4 protein-coding genes and 1 pseudogene are annotated in these 4,934 nt (G+C 67.9%); all 5 read right to left on the bottom strand.

Annotated elements, in window-relative coordinates:
• On the bottom strand, window positions 1-589 hold a 589-nt coding region (locus VJS90_RS13320), incomplete at its 3' end, for an ABC transporter permease (protein WP_324122119.1).
• On the bottom strand, window positions 586-1,557 hold the full coding sequence (locus VJS90_RS13325) for an ABC transporter permease (protein ID WP_324122120.1): 972 nt from the start codon (window positions 1,555-1,557) through the stop codon (window positions 586-588). The genes VJS90_RS13325 and VJS90_RS13320, both read right to left, overlap by 4 nt.
• 3 nt (window positions 1,558-1,560) lie before the next feature.
• Entirely contained in the window at window positions 1,561-3,162 is a 1,602-nt protein-coding gene (locus VJS90_RS13330) for an ABC transporter substrate-binding protein (protein ID WP_324122121.1), read from the bottom strand.
• A gap of 9 nt (window positions 3,163-3,171) precedes the next feature.
• Entirely contained in the window at window positions 3,172-4,491 is a 1,320-nt protein-coding gene (locus tag VJS90_RS13335; RefSeq protein WP_324122122.1) for an LLM class flavin-dependent oxidoreductase, read from the bottom strand.
• Between the two features lie 51 nt (window positions 4,492-4,542).
• Window positions 4,543-4,934 (bottom strand): annotated as a pseudogene (locus VJS90_RS13340) (TonB-dependent receptor); the annotation flags it as partial.

Genomic DNA, 4,934 nt, shown 5'->3' on the forward strand with positions numbered 1-4,934 from the left:
CATTTGGCAGCACGTGTCGGCAGAGGTTGGTCCAGGTGCCGACGCCGGCCACCTGGGCCGCCTCGACGAAGGTGCGGGTGCGCCAGCGCAGCACTTCACCGCGGGCCAGCCGCGCGAAGATCGCGACCGATGACAAGCCCACCGCGAGGGCGATTTCCAGCGTGCCAAACCCCAGCGCGGTGACGATGGCCATCGCCAGCAGCAGGCCCGGGATCGCCATCAGCACTTCCACCACGATCGCCAAGGCGCGATCGGCGACGCCACCAAGCCAGCCGGCGATACCGCCCAGCAGGCTGCCAGCGACCAGGGCCACCAGCACCGCGATGCCGGTGGCCTGCAGCGACAATGACGCGCCGTGCACGCAACGCGCGTAGAGGTCGCGCCCCAGATGGTCAGTGCCGAACCAGTGCTGGGCCGAAGGGCCTTGCAGCGTCTGGGTGGGGTCGGCCAGCAGCGGGTCGGCGCTGGTGAACAAGCCCGGCCAGAAGGCCCAGCCCAGTATCACCATGAACAGCGCGAGGCTCAGCGCCACGGGCAGACCCGGCCAGCGCACAGGGCGGGCGAGGGGATAGGCAGGTTGCAGGATCATGGGCGGTTTCCTGGGCGGATGCGCGGGTCGAGCAGCGGATAGATCAGGTCGGTCAGCAGATTGGTCAGCACATACAAGGCCGCGGCCAGCAGCACCACGCCCTGGACCACGGCGATGTCCTGGCTGGAGACGGCCGCCTGGGCCAGACGCCCGACGCCGTCGCGGGAGAACACCGTTTCGGTGACCACCGCGCCGGCCAGCAGGTTGCCCAGCAGGGTGCCGGCCACGCTCAGCAGGGGAATCGCCGCGTTGTGCAGGATATGGCCGCAAAGCAACCGCCAAGGCCCGACGCCCTTGCTGCGAAGGGCCTGGACAAAGGGCTGCTGGCTAACGCTGGCAATCGAACGGCCGAGCACCTGGGCGATCATCGCCGCGCCAGGCAAGGCCAGGGTCACGGCCGGCAACACCAGACTGGCGAGGCCGTGGTTGCCCATGGCCGGCAGCCAGTGCAACTGGAAGGAGAACAGTTGCAACAGCAGCAGCCCGACCCAGAAGGTCGGCAGCGAGACGACGACGGCTGGAGCGTTCTGCAGCGCGCTCCGCACCGCCGGCCGACGGATGTGATAGCCCGCCAGCGCAAGGCCGATCCCCAGAGGCACCGCCAGCATCAGCGCGGCGAGCGCCAGCGCCAGGGTGGACGGCAGCGCTGCGGCGAGCGCCTGGGCCACCGGTTTGCCGGTTTGCAGCGACTGGCCCAGATCCAGGTGCAGCAACCGCCACAGCGCACCGCCGTATTGCTGCCAGAGGCTCCCGTCGAGGTGGTAGCGGGCGCGCAGTTCAGCCACCTTGGCCGGGTCCACCGTCCCCGGCTCGCCGCTCTGCGCCAGCAGGATCGCGATCGGGTCGCCCGGCAGCGCATACAGGATGGCGAACGACAGGGTAAAGGCGGCCCACAGTACCAGCGCGGCCTGGGCCGGGCGCCAGAGCCAGGGACCGGTCAACAACCGGCGCGTGTCGATAAGGCTCATCGGTCAGTGGCTCCCAGGCTGTGCCAGCCAGGTGTCGTAGAACTGCAGACGGGTTGAGGCCTCGTAGTGCAGGCCGCGCACCACGTCACGGAAGGCGGTCACGGTGGCGGCCTCCACCAGGGGAATCACGTGCCCCTGTTCCACCAGTTCACGGCTGGCCTGCTGGATCAGCTGCCCGCGGGTATGCACATCGAGGCTGGCCGCCGAATCCAGCAACGCCTGGTCAAGCCCTGACGGCGCCCGCACGTTGACGTTGCGCCCGCTGGACAGGAACACCGTGCGCAGCACGTCCGGGTCGGCGCGGGTCAGGTTGAAGAACCACAGCTGGTACTTGAGCGAGGTCTGCGCCAGGCTCACCTGGCCAATCGTGGATTTGTTCAGGTGCAGTTCGATGCCGACCTGGCGCAGCTGCTGCTGTACCAGTTCCAGCACCGGCGTGCTGGCCTGCCAGTAGTCCAGGGCGAAGCCGAGGCGCTTGCCGTCGCGCTCGCGCCAGCCATCGGCGGCCCTGGTCCAGCCGGCGGCGTCCAGCAGCTTGCCGGCGCCTTCGGGGTCGTAGGCGAGGCTGGTGCTGAGGTCCTGGTAGTACGGCGTGCTGCTGGCCAGCACCGAACTGGCCGGTTTCTGGTGTCGGGAGATCACGCCTTTGAACTGGTCGCGGTCGATGGCCTTGTTCAGGGCCCGGCGCACGTTGGCATCGTCCAGCGGCGCACGGGATTCATTGGGTGTCAGGTTGAAGACGATGCCCGGGTTGGAGCGGGCAATGGAGGGAATGCCCTGGGCTTCCAGCACCGCTTCGTCCTGCACGGCCACGCCGGTGTTCACGTCGATCTGCCCTGACAGCAGGCTGCCCAGGCGCACGCCGGATTCGGGCAGGATGTGGAACTCGATCGCATCGAGCCAGGCGCGGCCCTTGTGCTCGGCCAGGGTCGAGGGCCAGGCATAGTCCGGGCGGGACTCGATGCGCACCAGCCGATTGTGCTCGAAGCTTTTCACGTTGAACGGCCCGGAACCCACAAGCGCGCCCTGGCAGCGTTCCTCGGCGGAGTGCTTGAGGGTCGCGGGGGACAGCAGCCCCAGGCTCATGGTCGAGCTGGCCTGCAGGAACTGCGCGTTGGCCTGCTTGAAGGTGATGCGCACGCTCAGCGGTCCGCTCACCTGGATGGATTCGAGCCCGGCCAGGTAGGTGCCGGCCAGTTGTGCCTGAGCGCCGAGGGCAATGATGGCCTCGAAGTTCGCCTTGACCGCCGCCGCGTCCAGCGCGCTGCCGTCGGCGAAGGTCACGCCTTCGCGCAGGTGGAAGGTGAACTGGCGCGAATCTTCGCTGACCTCCCAGCGTTCGGCCAGCCAGGGGACGATCTCGGCGGTTTGCGGGTCCTGGTCGGTCAATGAGTCCACCAGTTGCCGCCCGACGTTGAGTGCCGTGTTGTTGCCCGCCTGTTGCGGGTCGATGCAGTTGGGGTCGCCGTCGAAGGCCACCCGCAGCACCCCACCGTTGCGCGGCTGGGCCGGGGCGCTGGCGTCGGCCTGCCGAGCGGATTTGTCGTCGCAGCCGGCCAGGGTCACGGCGATTGCGAGGCCTAGTGAAGCCAGGGGTCGGAGCATGGTCTTTCCTTAGAAGAAGCGGTTTGCGCGGTAGGGCAGGCCCAGGTTTTCCCGCAGCGTGGTGCCGGCGTATTCGCGCTGGAACAGCCCGCGGCGCTGCAGCTCCGGGACCACGCCGTCGACGAAGTCGTCGATGGCCGAGTGCAGCCCGCTGAACATGATGTTGAAACCATCGGCGGCGCCCGCCTCATGCCAGGCCTGGAGGTCGTCGGCGATGCTTTCGGGGGTGCCGATGAGAATGCGGTGGCCGCCGGAGGTGAGCTTGTTGAACAGCTCGCGCACGGTCGGACGCTCGCGGCGGATCAGGTCGAACACCAGTTTCTGCCGGCTTTGGTGGGTATTGGTGGTGAACGACGCCGGCGGCAGCGGCACCACCTCGTCGAAGGGCAGCTCCGAAAGGTCGTAGCCGAGACTGGCGAAGCGCGAGATGGAACTGAGGAAGGCCTTGGGCTCCAGCAGCGCCTGCTGGCGGTCGTACTTGGCCTGGGCTTCGGCGAGGGTCTTGCCGACCACCGGCGAGACGCCGGGCAGCACCTTCAGCGCGTTCGCAGGACGCCCGAAGCCTGCGGCGGCGCGCTTGGTCTCCTGGTAGAACGCCTGGCCCTGCTCGATGGTGTGCTGGGCGGTGAAGATCAGCTCGCCCACGCGGGCGGCCAGACGCTTGCCGGCGCTGGAGGCGCCCGCCTGGGCCACCACGGGATGCCCCTGGGGTGAGCGCGAGACGTTAAGCGGGCCGCGCACCTGGAAATGCTCGCCCTGATGGTCGAGGACATGCAGCTTGTCGATATCAAGCCAGGTGCCGCTGGCCTTGTCCTGGACGAAGGCATCGTCGGCCCAGCTGTCCCACAGGCCGCTGACCACGTCGTAGAACTCTTCGGCACGAGCGTAGCGGTCATCGTGCTCGACATGCTCCTGGCGGTTGAAGTTCTCGCCGCCACCCAGCGACGTCACCAGGTTCCAGCCGGCGCGCCCGCCGCTGAGGTGATCCAGGGCCGCGTACTTGCGGGCAACGTTGTAGGGCTCGTTGTAGGTGGTGCTGGCCGTGGCGATCAGGCCGATGTGGCGAGTGCTGCCAGCCAGCGCCGGAGCGAGGATCAACGGGTCCCAGCGCACGCTGTTGGGGCCGCGCTGCAGCGCCAGGTCGAGCTTGACGTCCAGGGTGTCGTTGAAGAACAGCGAGTGAAAGCGCCCGGCTTCCAGCTTGCGGGCGATGTACTGGTAGTGCTCCAGGCTCTTGAAGGTGTCCAGCGGCGCTTCGGGCAGGCGCCACGCGCTGCCGCTGAGGCTCCCGGGGATGAACGCGCCGAGTATGAACGGGCCTTGGCTCATGATGAATCTCCTGGCGCCCGCCGCGTGCGGCGGGCGCGTTGTCGGGTGGGGTCAGAAGTTGTAGGCGAGGCGCGTGTACCAGAAACCGCCGTAAGGATCGAACGGCGAGATCGAGCCGAATTTCGGGAAGCCGTTGATATCGCCGGCCGGGTAGCCGTTGTTGTCGGCGCGCACGTCGAACAGGTTGTTGGCGCCCACGGCGATGTCGAAGTTGTCGGTCAGCGCGTAGGCCACTTCCAGGTCGGTCAGCCACTTGGCGCCGTAGGTCACGTCGTAGTCGGGGTTGGCGTCGCGGGCCACGACCTTGTCGTAGCGGGTCAGGCCGGCGTTGATGGTGAAGCGGTCGATCTGCCAGTTGGCGCTGAGGATCAGCTTGGTCTTGGGGTTGGCGACGGTCAGGTAGCCTTGGGCGACGCGGTCGAACAGCTCAAGGTTGTTTCCCG

The organism is Pseudomonas sp. (assembly GCF_035277045.1).
Lineage (GTDB): Bacteria > Pseudomonadota > Gammaproteobacteria > Pseudomonadales > Pseudomonadaceae > Aquipseudomonas.